The organism is Mucilaginibacter sp. SMC90 (assembly GCF_022811725.1).
GTDB lineage: Bacteria > Bacteroidota > Bacteroidia > Sphingobacteriales > Sphingobacteriaceae > Mucilaginibacter.
The window spans coordinates 4,462,728-4,482,081 of sequence record NZ_CP094527.1 but is presented as its reverse complement, the minus strand read 5'-3'; the positions used below and the strand labels follow the sequence as shown (position 1 = coordinate 4,482,081).

Genomic DNA, 19,354 nt, shown 5'->3' with positions numbered 1-19,354 from the left:
GGCTTTCCGAAATGGGAAGCCTTTTTTATGATGCTGGAAGCTGGATTGTTTTCCACCAGAAGCATATCATTTCATTAATACGTAAAAGTTTGTGTGAAAATATCTCATCCTTCGTTTTTTCAATCTGCTTGTTTACAGACATTTTTTGGAGTTTCTAAAATTTGCATACATTTAGTGAGCAAATGGAAAACAAAAACAACAAAAAAACCATTAGGGCCTGGGCTTTCTTTGATTGGGCCAATTCTGCGTATAACCTGGTTATCACTTCAACTATTTTTCCGGCCTACTATGTTGCCATAACTACCAATCATGCTAATGGTGACAGGGTAAACTTTTTCGGGAAAAGCTTTGTAAATACAGCACTTTCAGATTACGCTTTATCAGCAGCTTACCTCGTGATGGTACTGCTGTTGCCCATATTATCGTCTATAGCCGATTACAAAGGCAATAAAAAGATCTTCATGATGTTTTTTACGCTGCTTGGGTCTGCGGCATGTTGTGCACTGTTCAATTTTGATAAAGACCACCTGGAGATGGGGATCATCTGCTTTGCACTGGCAGCTATTGGCTATAGCGGCGGCTTTGTTTTTTACAATTCATACCTGCCCGAAATTGCCACGGTTGATATGCAGGACAATGTGAGTGCCAAAGGCTTTACCTATGGCTATATTGGCAGCGTACTGTTACAACTTATTTGCTTTTTATTTGTGCTGAAGGGGGAGTGGTTTGGCATTGTTGATAAAACTTTTGCACCCCGCTTATCGTTTTTGCTGGTGGGTTTATGGTGGATAGGTTTCGCTATAATTCCGTTCAGTGTATTGCCTAAAGGCAGCCCCAACGCACAAAGCCACAACCACAATATTATAAAAGGTGGTTTTGTTGAGTTGGGCCACGTTTGGAAAAAGGTTAAGGAAATGCCGTTGCTAAAAAGGTTTTTGCCATCGTTCTTTTTCTATTCAATGGGTGTACAAACCATTATGTTGGTGGCCACAGGTTTTGCAGCAAAGGAGTTGAAAATGGAAACCCCGCAGCTGATCACTATTATTTTAATTATACAATTGGTGGCTATTTTGGGGGCAACTTTGATGTCGCGCCTTTCGGGAAAATATGGTAACGTGCGGGTTTTGATAGCAGTGGTGATCCTTTGGATAGCGGTTTGTGTTGCTGCATATTTTACCTATACACAAACACAATTTTATATTATAGCAGTGGTTGTAGGGTTAGTTATGGGCGGTATTCAATCTATGTCGCGCTCAACCTATTCTAAATATCTGCCCGAAAATATTCCTGATACGGCATCTTTTTTCAGCTTTTATGATGTTACCGAAAAGTTGGCCATAGTAGGTGGGGTATTTAGCTTTGGTTTTTTTGAAGAGATAACCGGCAGCCCGCGAAATTCGGTTTTAGTATTGGGCGTATTCTTTATTGTCGGCTTGATTTTATTGTTTTCTTTGCTGAAGACTGAACAAAACATTAATAAAAATTCGGATTTTAGCAACCGTTAACTATTTTGTGCCGATGAAGGTTGAGTTGTTCATACCCTGTTTTATAGATCAGTTGTTTCCTGCGACAGCTTTTAATACAGTAAAGCTGCTGGAGAAAGCTGGCTGCAAGGTTAGTTACAACCCGGCGCAAACCTGTTGCGGCCAGCCGGCTTTTAATGCCGGTTTTTGGGATGATGCCAAAGAAGTTGGGAGTAAATTTTTAAGCGATTTTTCGGAAGATAGCGTTATTGTTTCACCCTCGGCATCTTGTACCGGAATGGTGAAAAATTATTACAACGATCTGTTTACCAACACAGCAGTGCACAATAAATGCCGGGCTATACAAGGAAATATTTATGAGCTATCAGACTTTCTGGTAAATATCCTGGAGTTTGACTATTTCGGTGCCGAGCTTGATGGCAAAGCGGTTTATCACGATAGCTGTGCCGGTTTGCGCGAATGCAAAATAAAAGAAGAGCCTCGCCAATTGCTCTCCAAAGTACTCGGTCTTGAATTGCTTGATCTGAAAGACGGCGAAACCTGCTGTGGTTTTGGCGGCACTTTTGCTGTTAAGTTTGATGGCATCTCAACTGCAATGGCCCAGCAAAAAGTGAACAACGCCCTTGATGCAGGTGCCGAATATATTATATCTACCGATTCATCATGTTTAATGCACATGCAGGGGTATATCGACAAAAATAATCTTCCTATCCAAACCATGCATATTGCCGATGTATTGGCTTTGGGCTGGGGGAATGTGTGATCAATAAAATAATTTATTTTTTAACGATTGAAGTTTTATGCAAGGGTGTACCCCGCTCTCTTAATAGCGTCATTGGCTGTTCAAAATATTTATAAAACAGTATTCCCCCGGCAACGGTAAAGATCCAAAAGATTGTGTAATCTGTTATTTTGAGCGCCCTGACAGTAAGTAAGGTACTAAGATGAGGATTAAGAAGATCCTCAATGAGGTATTCTCTGACAAGAGAATAATTAAGCAGGTAAAGCGAATAGGAAATTATACTTATTAAAGTTATCGATTTATATAACATGCCTTTTCCGGTTTTGATAAGTGTAAGCCTGGGTAAAAGGCATAATACTCCTAAAGGCGGAACGCTGTAGGCAAATACACACGAATATAGCAGGCCAAAGTAGCCGAAAATGTATTGGACATAATGCAGGTACAGTAAGCAAACACCTATAATAAATAACGTATTAGGATAACGTTTCCAGGCATTAGTGTGATAGTAAGCGATATAAGATCCGAGTACACCATACATAATACAATCCAACCTCGTACTTACCTGCTTTCTGAAAAACAGATCAATTACCTCTCCATTTAGCAGGTGCGCCGGCCAGCAGGTAAAGCGATAATATCTGAAAGCTGTAATACCCAATATTAGTGTGAAGGCCAAAATGAAAACAACATAGCGTACGTTGATTTTAAAAACAGTTATCGAAATGAAAACAGCAGCGGGCACAAGTATATAAAACCACTCTTCAACCGCCAGTGACCATGATTCGGGAAACAGGTAATTGGGCATGGGCTTGTTGAAATTTGCAAGGAAAAAGAAATATCCTTTAACGCTGGTTTCGGGAAGTAGTTGTTTTGTGCAGAAACCTAAAATTAGCAAAATAAGCAATACAAGAAAATAGGCAGGTAAGGTGCGAAACCATCGGCGCAGCCAAAAACTGAGAAGTGTATAAAATGTAATATTGGGCATATTGAACTGCCTGATTAATAAGCCTCCAATCAGGAAGCCGCTCAATACAAAAAACAAAGTAACCCCATCAAGGTTGAATGAAGTTAATAACCTGTAGGCCAATGAGTTTTTATTGAAAAACAGGGCGCTATGTACGTTTAAAACGAAAAGTATAGCAACGGCTCTAAGTATATCTAATCCGTAAATTCGTTCAGTATTATTTTTAACGCGGAAAAGGTTTGCTATAAACATACATGCGGCCGTTTTCAGTTATAATCGGCATATGTTGGCATTACGCAGTTAATAAACAAGCGGTTGCTTTGGGTTATACTTTGATTGAGATCAGCAACACGACTGATCATCTGATAATTATTTATTCCTTAATCAGTTTCAACTTTAAGGTGTCATCATACACTTTGGTATCCCATTGCATTTGCTTGCCATTGTAGTTGCTTACCTTCACCCTTGTGGTATCGTTGTTTGTGCCGCCATCAAAAACTATGTTGAATGTTTTTTTGTCTGGGAGATACATGTATTTACCGAACCAGGCTCGGTTAGGCTCAAAAATATATGGGTTGGCACATAATGCAATTCGTCCGCCGTCTTCTATATAAATATAGCACCAGTTTTGCGCACCGTTCATCCAATCATTTTCGCCAACGATTTTGCCGTTTCGAATAAATTCCTGGATTTTCCATTTTCCTGTATAGGTTGATGGTGGCATGGCAACTACATAGCCGTAAATGCTATAAAAGGCAAGGCCGATCATCAGAAGTTTTAAAACCGGTTTTACAAAACTTAACCTTATAAGTGGTGTTTCTACCTTTTTTAATAAAACAGGTTTAATATCAGGCCATCGTAGTAGTAAAAGGTACAACAGACCGGTGGTTATGATAATTGAGTTTATAAATGCCCCCGTGTCTATATCATAAAATACATTGATCAGTACAATGTTTAACATTACGGGTAATAATATGCAGGTGCCCAGCAAAGTGGTACGCCTGAACAAAAACATAACGCCGCCAATAATCTGAAGTAAACCAAGTAAAACGGCGAAAGTATAAGAGTGGCCAAAATAGTTCCAGGTAAGGTCGAAGCCGCTTAATTTGCCCACAGGGGTATTATCCCTCATGTAAACGTGCGCAAACTGTGTTTTAAGGATTTTGGCAAAACCATAGGCTGACACTTCATAGGCAAGAAAATATCGCATAGCGCCCCGCAAAAAAGCGTGCCTTATTCCGGAATTAAGGCCTTCATTTTTACTTTTTTGATGCCAATAAGTGGAATATGACACCGACAGGATGCACATCCCGATAATACCCCAGGTAAAAAACATGGCGAAGGAAATATCACCAAAGGAATTAAACAGCTTGTAAAATAATGGGCCCAACACCATCGTTAAGCTATCAAAAATAGCCACAACCAGATACAGACATTCAAAAAACTTGGTAAACCAATAGGAGCGGGGTGTGGCAGTCATAGCTTTTTACTTCCGTTCAATATCCAGAATAGTTCCCTCTTTCGCCATTTCTACAAGGAATGGTTTGGCTATGCCTTCCTGTGCATTATCATAGGCTGTATCTCCCTTGGCTGCAATATCGTCAAGCCCGTCTTCGCGGTCAACCTCGTATTTATTCATGGCCAGGTAAACCGAATCGCCTGATACCTTATTTACCCTGTAAAGGGTATAGTGATCGTTTTTAAGTTTGATGTGAAAAATATCGTTTTTCTGTGGTGATAAAACCCATTGGTTTACTTTTTTAGTCTTCTGCTTTTCGCTGATATAAAAAAATATCGAACCAATAACGATCAAAAAGCAGCCGGCAAATGTCCAGATGGGGATGGTGGTTTGGGCTTTTACGTTATCATAGCTTAATTTAAGCGACGCCGGCATTTCCTTAACTTTTAACACCTGCTTACAATTCAGGCACTGCGAAACGCCGGTTTTGCCAATCGGGAAAAACGGGATCCAGAAAATATGCGCCCAGCGTTGAAATACATTCATCTGTATATTGTTGGCCGCATTGCAGTTTGGGCAGTTGTCGCTTGTTATTTCAGCCTTTAGGAGTTTGGCTTTGATACCGTATACAATCATGATATTGCTGGTTTAGGATTTAAGTTTTATCCGCAATGAAAGTAGGCAAATTACCAATATTATAAAAATCCAAGATTTTGAAACGCCCACAATTTTACAATTGTTTTACCGCGGTAGTAAATTACAGAAATAGGCATTTCTTTAAAAAACACTATCTTTGCCGATTGAAATGAACAAGAAAGTCGCTTTTTACACTTTAGGCTGCAAGCTGAATTATTCAGAGACCTCATCCATTGGTCGGCTGTTTAACCAGGCCGGTTATGATACGGTGAATTTTACCGAAACACCGGATGTTTTTGTGATCAATACCTGCTCGGTAACTGATAATGCCGATAAAAAGTGTAAGAAGATAGTTAAAGAGGCGCTTAAAATTTCACCCAATGCCTACGTAACCATAGTTGGTTGCTATGCACAGCTAAAACCACAGGAGATTGCCGAAATCCCCGGTGTTGACATGGTGCTTGGCGCTGCCGAGAAATTCCAGATCATTGATCATATTACCGACTTAACCAAAAGGCCAAAGGCGCTGGTACTTAATCAGCCGGTGTCTGAAGCTAATGAGTTTGTCCCTGCATATTCCTTTGGTGATCGTACCCGTACTTTCCTGAAAGTACAGGATGGCTGCGATTATTTATGTACCTTTTGTACAATTCCGCTGGCCCGCGGCGCAAGCAGGAGCGATACCATCGAAAATGTGGTAGCGCAGGCTAAGCAAATTGCAGAATCAGGCGTAAAAGAAATTGTACTTACCGGTGTAAACCTTGGCGATTTCGGGATCCGTAACGGCAAACGCGAGGATAAGTTTTTCGATTTGGTTAAAGCGCTGGATGAGGTGGAAGGTATTGATCGTTTCAGGATCTCTTCTATCGAGCCAAACTTGCTCACCGACGAGATCATTGCTTTTGTAGCTGCCTCAAAACGTTTTGTACCGCATTTTCATATCCCGCTGCAATCAGGTTCGGACAAGATCCTCGGGTTGATGCGCCGCCGGTACAAACGCGATCTTTATGTTGACCGCGTTACCAAAATAAAAGAACTGATGCCCGATTGCTGTATCGGTGTGGATGTCATTGTTGGGTTCCCCGGCGAAACAAGGGAAGATTTTATTGATACTTATAATTTCCTGAACGAACTTAATATATCATACCTGCACGTATTCACCTATTCGGAAAGGGAAAATACCCTGGCCGCTCAGATGACGGGCGCTGTTCCCGGCTCGGCACGCGGTGAGCGGAGCAAAATGCTGCACATCCTGTCCGACAAAAAGCGCCGTGCTTTTTACGAAAGTCAACTTGGTAAAAATGAAGAGGTTTTATTTGAGGGGGATATAAAAGACGGCTTTATGCACGGCTTTACGCGTAACTATGTAAAGGTACGCACCAAGTATGATCCTGTGCTGGTTAACGAATTAAAAACGGTACATCTAACAAATATTTCACCTGACGGTGATGTTGAAATAACAGAAGGCGAAGAAATATTAGTGCATTAAATTCTATATTCGCCCTAAAATATAACCTATGTTTCCAACGCTCACATCGTTATTAAAATATCTTTTTGGTTTTAATCTTCCTTTGCCTATCCAAACTTTTGGCTTTTTTGTGGCGATAGCTTTTGTGGGCGGCTACTGGGCTTTTGGCCAGGAATTTAAACGTAAGGAAGCGTTGGGCGTTATTCATACTTTTAAAAAGCGAATTACCATAGGGTTACCCGCCTCAAATACCGAACTTATAGGCAACGGTGTTTTCGGTTTTGTTTTAGGCTACAAGGTAATTGATTGTATCCTTAATTATCAGGCTCTTATAGATAGTCCTCAGGATTTTTTATTATCCTTACGAGGTAATTGGATAGGCGGTATACTCGGTGCAGGTGCTTTTGCATACTGGGCGTGGCATGAAGCTCAAAAACAACGTCGTGATAAACCCGAAATAAAAGATGTTGATGCACACCCCGACGAGTTGTTAGGAAGCATATTATTATGGGCTGCAGTATTTGGCTTTGCCGGTGCAAAGCTGTTCAATGCGCTGGAAAACTGGGGCGATTTTATGAAAGACCCTGTTGGAATGCTAATAGGGTTTAGCGGCTTAACCTTTTATGGTGGCCTGATATGCGGTGGCGCAGCTGTACTTTATATTGCCAACAAACACGGCATTAAACCGCTGAATATGCTTGACATTGGCGGCCCCGGTATGATGCTGGCTTATGCCTTAGGCCGTATAGGCTGTCAAATGAGTGGTGATGGTGATTGGGGTATTGTTAATCTTGCACCCAAGCCACATTGGTTAAGCTGGGCACCTGATTGGATGTGGAGTTTTAAATTTCCGCATAATGTGAATGATGAGGGGGTACAGATGGTGAATTGTATGGGCAAATTTTGCCATGAATTGCAGTACCCGGTTTATCCGACTTCATTTTACGAGAGTGTAATTTGTTTATTACTGTTCTTTGTATTATGGAAAATAAGGCACAATTTTAAAGCTCCGGGCGTTTTGTTTGGTGTGTATATGATATTAGCAGGCTTTGAGCGTTTCTTTATCGAGCTCATCAGGGTTAATACCAAGTATGTTGTTGCAGGTGTTTCATTTACCCAGGCCGAGCTGATTTCAATAATCATGGTTTTGGGGGGCGCTGCATTGATCGTAACCGGACTAAACAAAGAAAAGAAAGCGCTGGGCACTACAAATGGCTGATAACAAATCAAAAGGCAAATTAATCAATAACCAGGTATTCAGATTTGTGCTTTCGGCCGGTGCAGGTTTTTTAGTAGATGTTTCGGCATTTTATCTCTTTTATCACAACCTGCTTACCCAGCACACTTACCACATTTTCGGGCTTACTGTTCGTAATTATACCGTTTCGTTGGCGTTGTCGTTTTTTATGGGGGTTTTGGTTAATTTTTTAATTACCCGGTACATGGTGTTCAATGAATCTAAGTCGGCACCGCGCAAGCAGTTTTTTCGTTTTGTAACGGTGGCCATTATCGGTTTTTTTGCCAATCTATCTGTAGTAAAAATATTGATCCAGGCTTGCAGCTTTAACCCTACGGTAGCACGGATCTCAGCAGCGTTGAGCCTGTTTTTTGCGAGCTTTTTTATCCATAAAGTTTTTTCATTCAGCCTATCATTAAAACGGAACCATGCAAACAGCGAACATCATAAACCAGTTAATTGAAGTTTCAAAACAGGCAGGTGATTTCATCAGGCAGGAGCGTAAAGCATTTGATCCTGACAGGATAGAATATAAAGGCCTCAACGATATGGTATCGTACGTTGATAAAACCGCCGAAGAAACTATTGTAAAAGGCCTGAGCAAAATTTTACCCGAAGCCGGTTTCATCACCGAAGAAAAAACAACCACCAAAATAGGCGAGCGTTACAACTGGATCATCGACCCGCTTGATGGTACTACCAATTTTATCCATGGTGTGCCCGCTTTTTCGGTAAGTATCGCTTTAAAAGAATATGATGAACTGATTGCCGGCGTGGTATATGAAATAAACCTTGATGAATGCTTTTACGCCTGGAAGGATGCGCCCGCATACCTGAACGGCAAAGAGATCAGCGTAAGTAAAAATAACACAGTAGGCACCAGCTTACTGGCAACTGGTTTCCCGTATTATGATTTTACCAAACAAGCCGCTTATATCGAGTTATTTACCGAACTGATGCGTAGCAGCCACGGTCTGCGTCGTTTAGGCTCGGCCGCTGTCGATCTCGCTTATACCGCTTGTGGTCGTTTTGATGCTTTTTATGAGTATAACCTTAATGCATGGGATGTTGCCGCCGGTATCGTAATTGTAAAACAAGCCGGAGGTGAGGTAGTGAACTTTAAAGGTGGCTCTGAAGTGTTGGATACCCGTGAATTATTGGCTACTAATGGAAAGATAACAGGGGAGATGCTGCAGGTGATAGGGAAGTATTTTTAAATAGGCATTTATTCAAAATCATCTTAAAGTTGATTGGATTCGTTTTTAAGCTTTCTGACACTTATATCATTTTTAGGCGTATCCTAAATTCCGCTCCCAAATGAAGATTAAATTCAAAACTTTTCCGATGTCTGATGGGTATGGATTTCCCTATAGTTCTCGCCCCGATCAGGAATATTTGGTATTAGGAATTGACAATAATCAATATTGTTTTCTCGACGAATCAAATGAGGTAGGAGTACTTTCAAAAGATATGTTTGAGATCAGCGATTACTCAATCCCGGATTTTTGGGTAGAAGAGAATGGGCAACTTGCTCCCGAAGAGTGGCTTTGGAAAAATTTTTTTAGCTTGCATGGAGAACCGTATTTGGAATGGGACGAAATATGGTTTTCCACCCAGTTTATGAAGGGGTTTGAAAAGTTTAATTTATCTTTTATTCCCAACCGGTTTAAAGCGGCTTATGATGTTAACTACAAGGTTAATCAAATAAATAATTACTTGAAAATTGCTTCTGAGTATGATACTTTGTGTGAGGATTATATAAGTTGGGAATATGAATTTGGTTCATTTAAGAGTCGTGGAACTTTGCCATATTATTTATCTGTTAATGGCGCCCCTCAGTACTATAAAAAGGTATTACTTTCCACCGAACAAGAGGGGTTTGATATATTGAAAGGATTACTGGAACAAATAGGATCACCTCTTGAACGCGTGAAGCCGGATGTTGATAAAGAATGGTTAGGGATTATGAGAAACAGAATTTTATTTTCGATATGGTCTATTTGGGGAGTACGATCTTTTGACGTTTTTGAGCTTAAATTTGAGAATGGATCAAGGAATGATTATTTATTAAAATACGGAGATGATGTTTTTATATTGAGTTTGAATTTTTCAACGTAATACCGCAAAGAAAGAAAACCAACATCTATTTCGCATCACCATTTCGTCGCTCGATTTAATTATTAAGATTTATAAATGTGTATCGTTTTTCCTGATAAGGCATTATGTCTTTAATTCTTTCTGTAATCTTTTGTTTATCGATTTAATTAGAGTAATCCTGTTTTCGTAAACAAATAAGGGAAATATCTATTAGGGATCATTTATTTTTAATTTTTATCAAAATTATCTACTAAATCAAAAGCCCCCCATTTTCATGAGAGGCTTTTTAGGAAGCTATAGGGGCGACCTTGTCAATAATATTATAACGCTTCAGAAACCACTTCGGTAACTTCAGGCACCATACGTTTAAGGAGGTTTTCGATACCGGCTTTGAGGGTTACGGTAGATGAAGGGCAGCCACTGCATGAACCGCGAAGCTCAACAGTTACCACACCTTCGTTAAATGAACGATAAGAGATAGCGCCGCCATCCTGCTCAACAGCCGGGCGAACGTAATCATGCAGGATCTGTTGAATTTTAACTTCAGTTTCAGAACCTTCAAAATTGCCAACTTCAGCTTCTTCCTCTAACTGGATCTTTAATTCTGATTCGATAGCGCCTTTAACAAATTCTTTCATTATAGGCTCAACATCTGCCCACTCGCTGCCTTCGGTTTTGGTGATGGTAACAAAATTGCTGGCAAAGAAAACGCCGTTCACAAATGAAAACTTATAAAGCTCCTTTGCAAAGGGTGATTTTTCGGCACTTTCCTTAGTAGGGAAGTCAACGCTGCCATTAATAAGCAGTTTGTTAACTATGAATTTCATAGTTGCCGGGTTAGGCGTTAATTCGGTATATACGTTGATGTTCATCGTTTCGTGTTTTTATTCAATCTAATTTAACAAATTTAGCTACCTTTTTTATTAAAAACGACCCTAAACTTTGTTATGACATTTCTTTGATGTGCGGGTTTGATGTGCAGATTTCAAATGTGCAGATATGCAAATGATATTTTAAATTTATTAATGCTTTAATTGTTCATCAATTTGCACATCTGAAATCTACTCATCCGCACATCTATATCCCTGTATAGTTTAAAGGTGTTATCTTTTTGATTTCCTCTTTAATAGCATCACTTACATTTAAAGTATCAACAAACTCCGCTATTGTGTTGGCGTTGATTTGCTGATTGGTACGGGTAAGGTCTTTCAGGGCCTCGTAAGGGTTAGGATAAGCTTCGCGCCTTAATACGGTTTGGATAGCTTCGGCAACAACCGGCCAGTTAGCTTCCAGATCGGCATTGATGGCGTCGGTATTCAATAAAAGCTTGTTTAAACCTCTAACAGTTGATTTTATAGCGATAAGCGTATGCGCAAACGGCACACCGATATTCCTTAAAACGGTAGAGTCGGTAAGGTCGCGCTGCAGTCTTGATATCGGTAATTTGGCCGCAAGGTGCTCAAATAAAGCATTAGCGATGCCCAGGTTACCTTCAGAGTTTTCAAAGTCGATAGGGTTAACTTTGTGCGGCATGGCCGATGAACCAACTTCGCCTGCTTTGATCTTTTGCTTGAAGTAGTTCATCGATATGTAAGTCCACATATCACGATCAAGATCGATCAGGATATTATTGATGCGTTTTAAAGCATCGCATTGAGCCGCAAAGTTGTCGTAGTGCTCAATCTGGGTAGTGAATTGCGAGCGTTTAAGACCTAAAATATTATTCACAAAATTATTGCCGAATGCTTTCCAGTCGATAGTTGGGTAGGCAATATTATGGGCATTAAAATTACCTGTAGCACCACCAAACTTAGCCGAGTTTGGAATAGGTTTCAGCAGTTCCAGTTGTGCTTCCAAACGTTCCACGAAAACCAGGATCTCCTTACCTAAACGGGTTGGTGAAGCCGGCTGACCATGGGTGTGCGCTAACAATGGGATATTTTCCCAATCGGCAGCAAATGTTTTAAGTATACTAACCAGGTTATTGATAGCGGGGTAATAACTGTTATTTAAAGCCAGTTTAAAAGTATATGGAATGGCTGTGTTGTTAATATCCTGCGAGGTAAGGCCAAAATGGATAAATTCTTTGAATGCTTCCAGGCCTAATTTATCAAACTCTTTTTTAATAAAATATTCAACCGCTTTAACGTCGTGGTTTGTCGTTTTTTCAATCACTTTAACATCTTCAGCGTCATCTTCCGAAAAATTTCTGTAAATGTCGCGTAACTTTTCTGATAGATTTTTATCAAATGCTTGTAACTGAGGTAGTGGGTATTCGGCAAGTGCAATGAAATATTCTATCTCAACAAATACACGGTACTTGATAAGTGCATATTCTGAAAAGTATGCGGCAAGTTCGGCTGTGGTGTTTCTATAACGGCCATCAATAGGCGAGATCGCTGAAAGTGAAGTAAGCGTCATATTTTAAAAAGAGAGTGGGTAATAAATTTTTGCAAAGGTAATCATTTTTGATGTGCCGTTGGCAGATTAAAAGCTTCGCAAATAAACCCCTGAATAATAAGCATTAATTAAACGGATTTTAAAAATGAACAAGTATTTGTAATGAAAAAGTAAAAATGAATGGAAACTTTTTATTCAAAAAATGTTTCCTTAGTTTTGACCCGGAAAGTCAATGAGTCAAACTGAAAGAATTATAAAGGGAGCCGAAGACCTGTTTTTAACTGCAGGTATCAAGAGTATCACCATGGATGATATTGCCAGGCATCTTGGTATGTCAAAAAAAACCATCTATCAATTTTTTAAGGACAAAAATGAACTGGTTGTAGCCCTTACAAAACAGAAGCTAAAGGACGATGAGGACCAGATGAATGATATCATCAGCAAATCAGCTAATGTAATTGAAGAGATGATCAATATGACCAAATGTTCGGAAGAGATATTTTCAAGGATCAACCCTATAGTAATTCACGATCTTCAAAAATATCATCCTGAAGCCTGGAACGATTTTCAAAAGTTTAAAGCCGAAATATTGATCCAGAAGATGGAAGAACTACTGATTAAGGGAATGGGGCAGGGGTACATCCGCAAAGATATTGATGTACGTATTATAGCCCGGATGCGGGTTAACCAGGTTGAACTGGGCTTTAATACATCTATATTCCCGGTAAGGGAGTTTAGCCCCTGGCAGGTGCAGGTTCAGTTTTTAGATCACTTTAACTATGGCATTTGTACCATTGAGGGTTACAAGTTGCTAAACGAATATAAAAATATTAATAATGAACAACATGCTGCTGACATATAGTTGTCATTAGCTGTTATGAATTTGTATCAGTTTAAATAAATCACTCAACCACAATATATATAATGAAATATTTACTTTTTACGGCAACTGTGTTTTGCGCCTTAGCTTTTAAAAGCTACGCGCAGGAGGCAGCGCCAAACGCACAAACTTACAGTTTTACGGTTCAGGACTGTATCAATTATGCATACGAACACCAGGATTCGGTAATTAACGCAAAACTTGATATCAAGAGTGCTGAATATAAAGTTAAGGAAACTACCGGGATTGGTTTACCGCAGGTAAACGGAACAGCAACGTTTCAGGATTACCTGAAAATTCCGACAACGTTATTGCCCGGAGAAATCTTCGGACAGCCAGCTGGTACTTTTATTCCCGTTCAGTTTGGTGTTAAATATCAATCGAGCGTTGGTGTAAATGCTGATCAGATTTTGTTTGATGGCAGCTACCTTGTTGGTTTAAAGGCATCAAAAACGTATAAAGAACTTTCTATCCGCAGTCATATCCGCTCAAAAATTGAGGCCAATGTTAATGTTACTAAGGCTTATTACCAGGTTTTGGTAAGTAATGAGCAATTGAGATTGTTGAATGCCAATATTGCCCAATTAAAGCAGCAGATGGATGAAACAGTTCAGCAAAACAAGCAGGGCTTTGTCGAAAAAATTGATGTAGACAGGATCACTGTTCAGTACAATAATTTAGTTACCACCCGTGAAAATACAGTTCGTTTACTGGCCTTAAATTACCAGGTACTTAAATTTCAGATGGGTATGCCAATTGAATATGCGCTTAGTCTGAAAGATAAACTTGAAGACATTAAACTGGATGATAATACAGCCGATCTTGCTGCCGATACCTCATTTTACCATAACCGCATCGAATACAATTTAGCCGAAACAGCTGTAGATCTCAGGCAACTGGACTTAAAACGTCAAAAATCGCTTTCTCTGCCATCGCTTAAAGCCAATGCAGCTTATACCTCGTCATACCAGAACAATAATTTTAGCAGCCTGTATAAAATGAATTTTCCTTCAAGTTACGTTGGGCTAACTTTAAACGTACCAATATTTAGCGGCCTTCAGCGTGTAAACCAGATCAGGCAATCCAAGATAGCTGTACTGAAATCACAAAATGATTTGGCGAATGCAAAAAATGGATTAAAACTGCAGGCCAACCAGGCTCATATTACATTTGTAAACGGCCTGCAATCGCTTAATAATCAAAAGCGTAACCAAACACTTGCACAGGAAGTATTACGTGTTTCAAAAATAAAATATCAGCAGGGAGTAGGCTCAAGTATTGAAGTTACCCAGGCGCAAACATCACTTGAGGATGCAGATAACAAATATATACAAGGCCTTTATGACGCCCTGGTTAGTAAAGTTGACCTTGATAAAGCTTACGGACGAATTAAATAATAACAACAACGCTAAACTCACTATATAACAATGAAAATGAAAAAATTTATATACATACCATTCCTGGTTTTACTGGCAGCCTGCTCAAGTAAACCTAAAGATAAAAAGACAGAGCTGGCCGACCTTAAAAAGCAGCAATCGGATCTGAATACAAAAATTGATAAGCTGCAGTCAGAAATGGGGACTACAGATTCGGCCAAAAGCACTGATGTAAGTGTCACTGAAGTAAAAACCGGAAATTTTACCAACTATGTACAAATTCAGGGTAAAATAGATGCGCAGGACAACGTTACCGCTTATCCGCAAACGCAGGCCACTATTACTGCTATTTATGTTAAGGCTGGTCAGCATGTAAGCAAAGGGCAGGTATTGGTACAGCTTGATAACAGCGTTATGCAGCAAAACATAGCGCAAAGCGAATCGCAGGTAAGTTTAAATCAACAGTTATTTGATCGCCAGAAAAACCTGTGGGATCAGAAAATTGGTACTGAAGTACAATATCTGCAGGCTCAAACCGCATTGCAAAGCAGCAAAAAAGCTTTAGATGCTTTGAAAAAGCAATCAGCTTTTTTCCGTATCGTTTCGCCTATAAACGGAACTATCGATCAAATGGACCTGAAGCTTGGGCAAGTTGCCGCGCCGGGCCAAACAGGCATCCGTATAGTTAATGCCGATATTTTAAAGGTTAAGGCCGATGTTCCTGAATCATATGCAAGCAGCGTAAATACCGGTAACAACGTTCAAATATTAATTCCGGATGCTAAAGATTCATTAGTTACCAAGGTGACTTTTGCAGCCAAAGCTATTGACCCTACATCGCGCAGTTTTGGTGTAGAGATCAAACTGCCGGTACGCAGCACACTTCGCCCTAATATGACCGCTATTTTAAAAATAGCCGATTACTCAAAAAGCCATACGATAGCTGTACCAGTTAAAGCTATACAGAAATCAGAGAATGGTGACCATGTTTTTGTTAACCAAAACGGTATAGCCAAACAGGTAAATGTAAAATCAGGTGTTACGTATGGCGGCCAAACAGAGATATTATCAGGCTTAAAGGCCGGCGACCAGCTGGTTGTTGAAGGTGCTACAGAGATAGAGGATGGCGATAAGATCAAAGTTGTTCAGTCGGCCAATTAGTTATTAATCAAATGATCTGTTCATTATGAAAGATGTAAAAAAAGAATTTGGCCCTTCAAGCTGGGCCATTGATAACAAAACGGCCATTTATGTGCTCATGTTTTTGATCACTGCGCTTGGCCTTGTTAGCTATAATAACCTGCCTAAAGAAAACTTCCCGGATATAGCGCAATCGAAGGTTTTTATAACTACAACCTATGCCGGGCAGTCGCCTCAAAATATTGAGAACCTGGTAACGCGTCAGATAGAAAAGCAGCTTAAATCCTTAAAGGGGCTTAAAAAGGTTACTTCAAATTCGGTACAAAACGTATCCATCATCACTGCCGAATTTCAGGCTGATGTGAAGATCAAGGATGCCAAAATTGACGTAAAGGATGCTGTTGATAAAGCTAAACAGGATTTGCCTCAAAATGATAACAACCTTAAAGAGCCTGTTATATCAGATATTAACGTTGCCGATTTACCTATTTTATATATCAATATTTCTGGTAATTATGACCTTAAAAAACTGAAGGAATACGCTGATATTTTGAAGGATGAAATTGAGGGATATCGTGAAATTTCAAAGGTAGATGAAGTAGGTGCCTTAACTCCTGAGATCCAGGTGAATGTTGACCTGAATAAGATGACAGCTGCTCAGATCAGTTTTACTGATATCACCAATGCCATTGGTAATGAGAACATTCTTTCTTCTGCAGGTACTGTAAAAACCGATGGTGTTCGCAGGGCAATAGACATTAAGCAGGACTTTAAAAATGCCGACGAGGTAGCTGCTATGGCTATCCGTAACCCTAAAGGCCAGGCTGTTTATTTAAGGGACATTGCCGAAGTAAAAGATTCGTTCCTGGAGCAGGAAAGTTACGCGAGGTTAAAAACCAATGATAATCCAAACTTCAAAAATGTAATTACGCTTAACGTAAGTAAAAGGGCAGGGGAGAATCTTATCGAGGCATCGGATAAGATCAACGAGTTGATCAAACTGAAACAGAAAACAGTTTTCCCTAAAGGCCTGGATATTGTTGTAACCGGCGATCAATCAGACAAAACGCGCACTACGCTTAATGACCTCATCAATACCATCGTTATCGGTTTCTTATTGGTTACCGTAATTCTGATGTTTTTCATGGGTACAACCAACGCTATTTTCGTGGCCTTGTCGGTACCGTTATCATGTTTTATAGCCTTTTTGGTGATGCCTGCAATCGGCTTCACCTTAAATATGATCGTATTGTTCTCGTTCCTGCTGGCACTGGGTATTGTGGTAGATGATGCAATTGTGGTTATTGAAAATACCCACCGTATTTTTGCAAACGGCAAGGTTCCGATCAAGGAAGCAGCAAAAATGGCTGCCGGCGAAGTGTTTTTACCTGTGTTTTCAGGTACGATGACCACTTTGGCCCCCTTTATACCTTTGGCATTCTGGAATAGTTTGATAGGCCATTTCATGTTCTTCCTGCCTATAACGCTGATCATTACCTTACTGGCATCATTGGTGGTGGCCTATATCTTTAACCCGGTATTTGCTGTTGATTTTATGAGGCCTCACCATGACGGTGAGCATGATAACCCTAAGTTTGACAGGCCAACAAAAAGGGCTATGATATTTTTGGCGATAGCTGCAGTTATCGGTTACCTGATGAACGTTGGTGTGGGTAACCTGGTTGTGCTTATCATGGTGTTATACCTGATCAATCACTTCTTCCTGTTGCGGGTTATTGACAGGTTTCAGAAAAATGCATGGCCTAAATTTCAAAACTGGTATGCAAAATGGCTTGAGCGCGCGGTACACCGTCCGGTTGTAGTTTTACTGGGAACCGTTGGCTTGTTCGTTTTTGCTATCTTCTTTATGGCTGTACGCGGCAAAACGCCGGAGTTTTTCCCATCCGGCGACCCTAACTTTGCTTATGTATATATTACCCTGCCAATAGGTACCGATCAGGGGTATACTAATGAAGTTACCCGGCAGATAGAAAAACGTGTTGCCCAGGTTGTTGAACCGGATAAAGATATCGTATCGTCGGTAATCTCAAACGTAACCAAAGGTGTAACCGACCCGACTGATGAAGACCAGGGCGACTATGAAAATAAAGGTAAAGTTACTGTGGCGTTTGTTGAATTTGGCAAACGTAATGGTAAGGATACCAAAAAGGTATTGGCTAATATCCGCGCTGCAGTACAGGGAATTCCTGGTGCAAAAATAGCTGTGGCGCAGGAAAATAGCGGTCCGCCGGTACAAAAGGATATTAGTATTGAAATTGCCGGTGATAATATTGATACGCTTGTAGCCACGGGTAACCGGCTTAAGAGTTACCTTGCTAAGCAAAATATTGCAGGTATCGAAAACCTTATTGCCGACGTTCAAAGTGATAAGCCTGAGATCGTTTTCGATATTGACCGTGAACGAGCCAACCGCGAAGGTATTTCGTCGGGGCAGGTAACACAAAACCTGTTCACCGCAATATTTGGCTGGAAAGCTGCAGATTTCCGGAATACCCGTGAGGATGACTACAAGATCATGGTGAGGGCACAGGAAAATCAGCGCAGTAATATTGATGAGCTCAAAAACATGAAGATCACTTATCGTGACCTTGCCACTGGTGGCGCTATACGCCAGGTGCCAATTTCGGCCTTTACCGATGTTCGCTATACCAATACTTACAGCAACATTAAGCGTAAACAACAGCGGAGAGTATTAACACTGGGCTCAAACGTTATTAAACCCAATAACCCCAATGAGGTTAATGCTAATATACTGAAAGCGATAAACAACTTTAAAAAACCAGATAATGTGATCATAAGGCAGGGCGGTGGCCAGGAAGACCAAATGGAAGCGATGACCTTCCTGCTTTCTGCGCTTGGTGTGTCATTCGGGCTTATTCTCATTATTTTGATGATCCAGTTTAACTCAATTGGCAAAACGCTTATTATTATCAGCGAGATCCTCTTTAGTATCATTGGTGTGCTGCTGGGCGTTACCATATTCGGTATGACCATGTCTATAGTAATGACTGGTATTGGTATCATTGCGCTTGCCGGTGTTGTTGTTCGTAACGGAATTTTATTGGTTGAGTTTACCGATATGCTGCTTGAACAAGGCGTGAGCATTCATGATGCGGTAGTTGAAGCCGGCCATACCCGTATGACACCTGTATTGCTTACTGCTACAGCAGCTATTTTGGGGCTGATACCACTGGCCGTTGGTTTCAATATCGATTTCGTAGGCTTGTTTACCCATTTTGAACCGCATATTCACTTTGGTGGTGATAACGTAGCCTTCTGGGGTCCTTTGGCCTGGACAATGATCTTCGGTTTAGGGTTCGCTACCATTATTACCCTGATCCTTGTACCATGTTTATACCTGATCCGCTATAACCTTAAAGCAAAGCTGTTCGGCAAAAAAACGGTTGAAGCTAAACATACTGAGTTATTGGAAACAGAAGCAGTTTAAAATAA

At 40.3% G+C, this 19,354-nt stretch carries 16 protein-coding genes; 11 read left to right on the top strand and 5 right to left on the bottom strand.

Annotation, left to right across the window (positions count from 1 at the left end; all coding sequences use genetic code 11):
* Positions 1-182: 182 nt before the first annotated feature.
* On the top strand, positions 183-1,505 hold the full coding sequence (locus MTO98_RS19015) for an MFS transporter (RefSeq protein ID WP_243480465.1): 1,323 nt from the start codon (positions 183-185) through the stop codon (positions 1,503-1,505).
* Between the two features lie 13 nt (positions 1,506-1,518).
* The gene (locus tag MTO98_RS19010) at positions 1,519-2,247 is read left to right on the top strand and encodes a (Fe-S)-binding protein (RefSeq protein ID WP_243480464.1); all 729 of its coding nucleotides are present in this window, start codon (positions 1,519-1,521) and stop codon (positions 2,245-2,247) included.
* A 13-nt stretch (positions 2,248-2,260) separates the two neighbouring features.
* Here the strand turns inward: MTO98_RS19010 and MTO98_RS19005 are convergent, their stop codons facing one another.
* The 3 genes from MTO98_RS19005 to MTO98_RS18995 all read right to left on the bottom strand — a co-directional run bounded on the left by MTO98_RS19005 (position 2,261) and on the right by MTO98_RS18995 (position 5,282).
* Positions 2,261-3,439: an acyltransferase gene (locus tag MTO98_RS19005; RefSeq protein WP_243480463.1), complete on the bottom strand. Its 1,179-nt coding sequence runs from the start codon at positions 3,437-3,439 to the stop codon at positions 2,261-2,263.
* Positions 3,440-3,560: 121 nt separating this feature from the next.
* A complete protein-coding gene (locus MTO98_RS19000) occupies positions 3,561-4,667 on the bottom strand; it encodes a hypothetical protein (protein ID WP_243480462.1) in 1,107 nt (368 codons plus the stop codon).
* Between the two features lie 6 nt (positions 4,668-4,673).
* The gene (locus MTO98_RS18995; protein WP_243480461.1) at positions 4,674-5,282 is read right to left on the bottom strand and encodes a hypothetical protein; all 609 of its coding nucleotides are present in this window, start codon (positions 5,280-5,282) and stop codon (positions 4,674-4,676) included.
* Between the two features lie 169 nt (positions 5,283-5,451).
* On the opposite strand from MTO98_RS18995, the gene mtaB reads away from it, so the two are divergent.
* From mtaB to MTO98_RS18970, 5 genes are all read left to right on the top strand, one after another.
* Positions 5,452-6,771 carry a tRNA (N(6)-L-threonylcarbamoyladenosine(37)-C(2))-methylthiotransferase MtaB gene (gene mtaB / locus MTO98_RS18990; RefSeq protein WP_243480460.1) on the top strand — a complete coding sequence of 440 codons (1,320 nt, stop codon included), beginning with the start codon at positions 5,452-5,454 and terminating at the stop codon, positions 6,769-6,771.
* 28 nt (positions 6,772-6,799) lie between these two features.
* A complete protein-coding gene (locus MTO98_RS18985; RefSeq protein WP_243480459.1) occupies positions 6,800-7,969 on the top strand; it encodes a prolipoprotein diacylglyceryl transferase in 1,170 nt (389 codons plus the stop codon).
* The gene (locus MTO98_RS18980) at positions 7,962-8,450 is read left to right on the top strand and encodes a GtrA family protein (protein WP_243480458.1); all 489 of its coding nucleotides are present in this window, start codon (positions 7,962-7,964) and stop codon (positions 8,448-8,450) included. The genes MTO98_RS18985 and MTO98_RS18980 overlap by 8 nt, the downstream gene beginning before the upstream one ends.
* Positions 8,416-9,204 carry an inositol monophosphatase family protein gene (locus MTO98_RS18975; RefSeq protein ID WP_243480457.1) on the top strand — a complete coding sequence of 263 codons (789 nt, stop codon included), beginning with the start codon at positions 8,416-8,418 and terminating at the stop codon, positions 9,202-9,204. The genes MTO98_RS18980 and MTO98_RS18975 overlap by 35 nt, the downstream gene beginning before the upstream one ends.
* A 100-nt stretch (positions 9,205-9,304) precedes the next feature.
* Positions 9,305-10,105 (top strand): hypothetical protein, encoded by an 801-nt coding sequence (locus MTO98_RS18970; protein WP_243480456.1) that lies wholly within the window; start codon positions 9,305-9,307, stop codon positions 10,103-10,105.
* Between the two features lie 299 nt (positions 10,106-10,404).
* On the opposite strand, the gene MTO98_RS18965 is transcribed toward MTO98_RS18970, so the two are convergent.
* Both MTO98_RS18965 and purB read right to left on the bottom strand, forming a co-directional pair.
* Positions 10,405-10,956: a NifU family protein gene (locus MTO98_RS18965; RefSeq protein ID WP_243480455.1), complete on the bottom strand. Its 552-nt coding sequence runs from the start codon at positions 10,954-10,956 to the stop codon at positions 10,405-10,407.
* A 205-nt stretch (positions 10,957-11,161) separates the two neighbouring features.
* Positions 11,162-12,505 (bottom strand): adenylosuccinate lyase, encoded by a 1,344-nt coding sequence (gene purB / locus MTO98_RS18960; protein WP_243480454.1) that lies wholly within the window; start codon positions 12,503-12,505, stop codon positions 11,162-11,164.
* A gap of 211 nt (positions 12,506-12,716) precedes the next feature.
* Between purB and MTO98_RS18955 the strand changes: the two genes are divergently transcribed.
* From MTO98_RS18955 to MTO98_RS18940, 4 genes are all read left to right on the top strand, one after another.
* On the top strand, positions 12,717-13,346 hold the full coding sequence (locus MTO98_RS18955; protein ID WP_243480453.1) for a TetR/AcrR family transcriptional regulator: 630 nt from the start codon (positions 12,717-12,719) through the stop codon (positions 13,344-13,346).
* 62 nt (positions 13,347-13,408) lie between these two features.
* Positions 13,409-14,761 (top strand): TolC family protein, encoded by a 1,353-nt coding sequence (locus tag MTO98_RS18950; protein ID WP_243480452.1) that lies wholly within the window; start codon positions 13,409-13,411, stop codon positions 14,759-14,761.
* Between the two features lie 36 nt (positions 14,762-14,797).
* The gene (locus MTO98_RS18945) at positions 14,798-15,901 is read left to right on the top strand and encodes an efflux RND transporter periplasmic adaptor subunit (protein WP_243480451.1); all 1,104 of its coding nucleotides are present in this window, start codon (positions 14,798-14,800) and stop codon (positions 15,899-15,901) included.
* Between the two features lie 25 nt (positions 15,902-15,926).
* The gene (locus tag MTO98_RS18940; protein ID WP_243480450.1) at positions 15,927-19,349 is read left to right on the top strand and encodes an efflux RND transporter permease subunit; all 3,423 of its coding nucleotides are present in this window, start codon (positions 15,927-15,929) and stop codon (positions 19,347-19,349) included.
* The last annotated feature ends 5 nt before the right edge of the window (positions 19,350-19,354 follow it).

What these genes read in the sequence shown, in the direction of transcription:
- MTO98_RS19015 (WP_243480465.1), top strand. Translation starts at nt 183, where the DNA reads ATGGAAAACAAAAACAACAAAAAAACCATTAGGGCCTGGGCTTTCTTT.
- MTO98_RS19010 (WP_243480464.1), top strand. Translation starts at nt 1,519, where the DNA reads ATGAAGGTTGAGTTGTTCATACCCTGTTTTATAGATCAGTTGTTTCCT.
- MTO98_RS19005 (WP_243480463.1), bottom strand. Translation starts at nt 3,439, where the DNA reads ATGTTTATAGCAAACCTTTTCCGCGTTAAAAATAATACTGAACGAATT.
- MTO98_RS19000 (WP_243480462.1), bottom strand. Translation starts at nt 4,667, where the DNA reads ATGACTGCCACACCCCGCTCCTATTGGTTTACCAAGTTTTTTGAATGT.
- MTO98_RS18995 (WP_243480461.1), bottom strand. Translation starts at nt 5,282, where the DNA reads ATGATTGTATACGGTATCAAAGCCAAACTCCTAAAGGCTGAAATAACA.
- mtaB (WP_243480460.1), top strand. Translation starts at nt 5,452, where the DNA reads ATGAACAAGAAAGTCGCTTTTTACACTTTAGGCTGCAAGCTGAATTAT.
- MTO98_RS18985 (WP_243480459.1), top strand. Translation starts at nt 6,800, where the DNA reads ATGTTTCCAACGCTCACATCGTTATTAAAATATCTTTTTGGTTTTAAT.
- MTO98_RS18980 (WP_243480458.1), top strand. Translation starts at nt 7,962, where the DNA reads ATGGCTGATAACAAATCAAAAGGCAAATTAATCAATAACCAGGTATTC.
- MTO98_RS18975 (WP_243480457.1), top strand. Translation starts at nt 8,416, where the DNA reads ATGCAAACAGCGAACATCATAAACCAGTTAATTGAAGTTTCAAAACAG.
- MTO98_RS18970 (WP_243480456.1), top strand. Translation starts at nt 9,305, where the DNA reads ATGAAGATTAAATTCAAAACTTTTCCGATGTCTGATGGGTATGGATTT.
- MTO98_RS18965 (WP_243480455.1), bottom strand. Translation starts at nt 10,956, where the DNA reads ATGAACATCAACGTATATACCGAATTAACGCCTAACCCGGCAACTATG.
- purB (WP_243480454.1), bottom strand. Translation starts at nt 12,505, where the DNA reads ATGACGCTTACTTCACTTTCAGCGATCTCGCCTATTGATGGCCGTTAT.
- MTO98_RS18955 (WP_243480453.1), top strand. Translation starts at nt 12,717, where the DNA reads ATGAGTCAAACTGAAAGAATTATAAAGGGAGCCGAAGACCTGTTTTTA.
- MTO98_RS18950 (WP_243480452.1), top strand. Translation starts at nt 13,409, where the DNA reads ATGAAATATTTACTTTTTACGGCAACTGTGTTTTGCGCCTTAGCTTTT.
- MTO98_RS18945 (WP_243480451.1), top strand. Translation starts at nt 14,798, where the DNA reads ATGAAAAAATTTATATACATACCATTCCTGGTTTTACTGGCAGCCTGC.
- MTO98_RS18940 (WP_243480450.1), top strand. Translation starts at nt 15,927, where the DNA reads ATGAAAGATGTAAAAAAAGAATTTGGCCCTTCAAGCTGGGCCATTGAT.